Source organism: Sandarakinorhabdus sp., from assembly GCF_031430775.1.
Taxonomy (GTDB): domain Bacteria; phylum Pseudomonadota; class Alphaproteobacteria; order Sphingomonadales; family Sphingomonadaceae; genus Sandarakinorhabdus.
This window is the reverse complement of sequence record NZ_JANPCD010000050.1, coordinates 1-2,239: the sequence shown is the minus strand read 5'-3', so window position 1 is coordinate 2,239 and position 2,239 is coordinate 1. Positions and strand designations below refer to the sequence as shown.

General features: G+C 59.5%; 2 protein-coding genes. One reads left to right on the top strand and one right to left on the bottom strand.

From position 1 onward, the window contains the following. On the top strand, nt 1–1,048 hold a 1,048-nt coding region (gene dnaA, locus RMQ73_RS02835), incomplete at its 5' end, for a chromosomal replication initiator protein DnaA (RefSeq protein WP_310496474.1). Nucleotides 1,049–1,426: 378 nt separating this feature from the next. Here dnaA and RMQ73_RS02830 read toward each other — a convergent pair. After that, nucleotides 1,427–2,206 (bottom strand): hypothetical protein, encoded by a 780-nt coding sequence (locus RMQ73_RS02830; RefSeq protein ID WP_310496473.1) that lies wholly within the window; start codon nt 2,204–2,206, stop codon nt 1,427–1,429. Nucleotides 2,207–2,239: the final 33 nt, after the last annotated feature.

Below are 2,239 nucleotides of genomic sequence, written 5' to 3'. Positions count from 1 at the left end.
GGTGCCACAGGGGACATCGATCAGCCTGCCGGTCGAAAGCCGGTACAGTTTTGACAATTTCATTGTCGGGAAGTCGAACGAGTTGGCCTATAATGCGGCGCAGGCGGTTGCCGAGCCGGGCGTGCTGGGGTTCAACCCGTTATTCCTGCATGGCACCACCGGGCTGGGCAAGACCCATTTGATGCACGCCATCGGCAACGCGTTCCTGGCGCGGCAGCCCGATGCGCGGGTGGCGTATATGTCGGCCGAAAAGTTCATGGTCGAGTTTCTGGCGGCGTTGCGGGCCAAGGATACCATCGCGTTCAAGCAGCGGTTGCGCTCGGTTGATCTGTTGATGATCGATGATGTGCAGTTCATTGCCGGCAAGGAATCGACGCAGGAAGAATTCTTCCACACGATGAACGAGATCATCAGTGCGGGGAAGCGCCTGGTGATCACGGCGGATCGCAGCCCGCAGAACCTGGAAGGCATTCAGGAGCGGATTCTTTCGCGGATGGCCTGGGGGTTGGTCGCTGATATCAACCCGGCGGATTATGAGCTGCGGTTGAACATCCTGCACGCGAAGTTGCAGGGGATGACGCAGAACATTGCGGTGCCGGCAGAGGTCATCGAGTTTCTGGCGCGCAAGATTACGGCGAATGTGCGTGAGCTGGAGGGGGCGCTCAACCGGGTGATTGCCTATGCTGCGCTAGTGGGCAAGCCGGTGACGCTGGAGTTCACGCGCGAGACGCTTGCCGACCTGCTGCGGGCGCATGAGAAGAAGCTGACCATCGACGAGATCCAGCGCAAGGTTGCCGAGCATTACCGGTTGAAGCTGACCGATCTGCTGTCGGCACGGCGGGCGCGCGAAGTGGCGCGGCCGCGGCAGGTGGCGATGTACCTCGCCAAGAAGCTGACGCCGCGGTCGCTGCCGGAGATCGGGCGGCGCTTTGGTGGCCGCGACCACACGACGGTGATGCATGCGGTGAAGCGGATCGAGGAGCTTAGGGCTTCGGACCGGGAGATCGATGCGGATGTGGGGCATCTGACGCGGTTGTTGGATGCTTGAGCAGCGCGGCCGGCGGGCAGCGAAGCTGCACGTGGACTCGCGCAAGCACGGCCGGCGAGGCAGCGCAGCCTTCCTGCGCTGAACTCGTCCGACGCCAGCATGGGCTTTGCCCATGATCTTGTTTTTTTTGCGATAATCTCGCCGTCAACAGCGGAAGGTCACACCTGAATCGCGATTTCTGGCACCCGATGGCTCGGGAAGTCGACACCTCAATCGACCTTTTTAGCGCGCCGGCATCGCTGCGCGCGAGGTTGGGATGATTGAGATGTCAAACAACGACTACTAAAAAATCTATCCTATATGGTCATAAATGTCACGTATCGTTCAGAGTAGAGCGTCCGGCGGGTAGGGGACGGCGCCCCCCACCTCTTTCCAGCGCTAGTAGATTCGATATTCCTTCCAAGCGCTAAAGCCGAATGGCGCGCCAACGTCGAATGGTTTCAGTACTTTGACGGTTGCCGACTTGTCTGGCCCAGCCGTATACAAAAGCTCGAGGCCCTGAAAGCTGAGCAGCGTAGAGCCGTCTGGCTGCGGCTCCGCCTTCATCGTAATTCCCAATGGCCCGATAGCGCCGATGTTGATGGCAAACGCCGTTGCGGGGTCGCGCTTGCTGCCGACATGGACAAGCTTGACGTTGAAGTCCGCGGGCGCATTGGTAACCTTTTCATAGGGTGTAGGAGCGATCGGATCGGTCTTGCTGGTGAAACGCACCTCCGGATTGGCGGGCCGCCACTCATCGAGCTTCCCATCCTGATCGGAATCGAAAAGGCACGAGCCAAAATGATCGACCTTCCAGCGATTGGGTGCCCAGTTTTTTGCCTGATACTCGTCATGGCCGCAAAAAGCCGTGAAGCCCGAGCGTCCTTGACCGAAATTGCCGGGCATTGGTTTCACCCTCAGAATTGTTCCGGCCTTCAACCGCATGCGGGTGCTATTGTCCTCCCAAGTCGCATCTTCGAGTAACTTCGCTGCGACCGGAAACGCCAACGGTTGTTCCCACACGACGGCTTTGCGCGCCACGACGCGGGGTTCGCGATCGGGCAGCGCGGGCGCCGCCAACGTCACATGGACTTCGGATCCGACCATTTGCGCCTCCGCTGGTTGCGGCATGGCGAGTAGCGCAAAGCTGGAAGCTGCAACTGCAAGGCAATGTTTCATAAGCATAACAGCAGATTATTGCGATCAACCAGG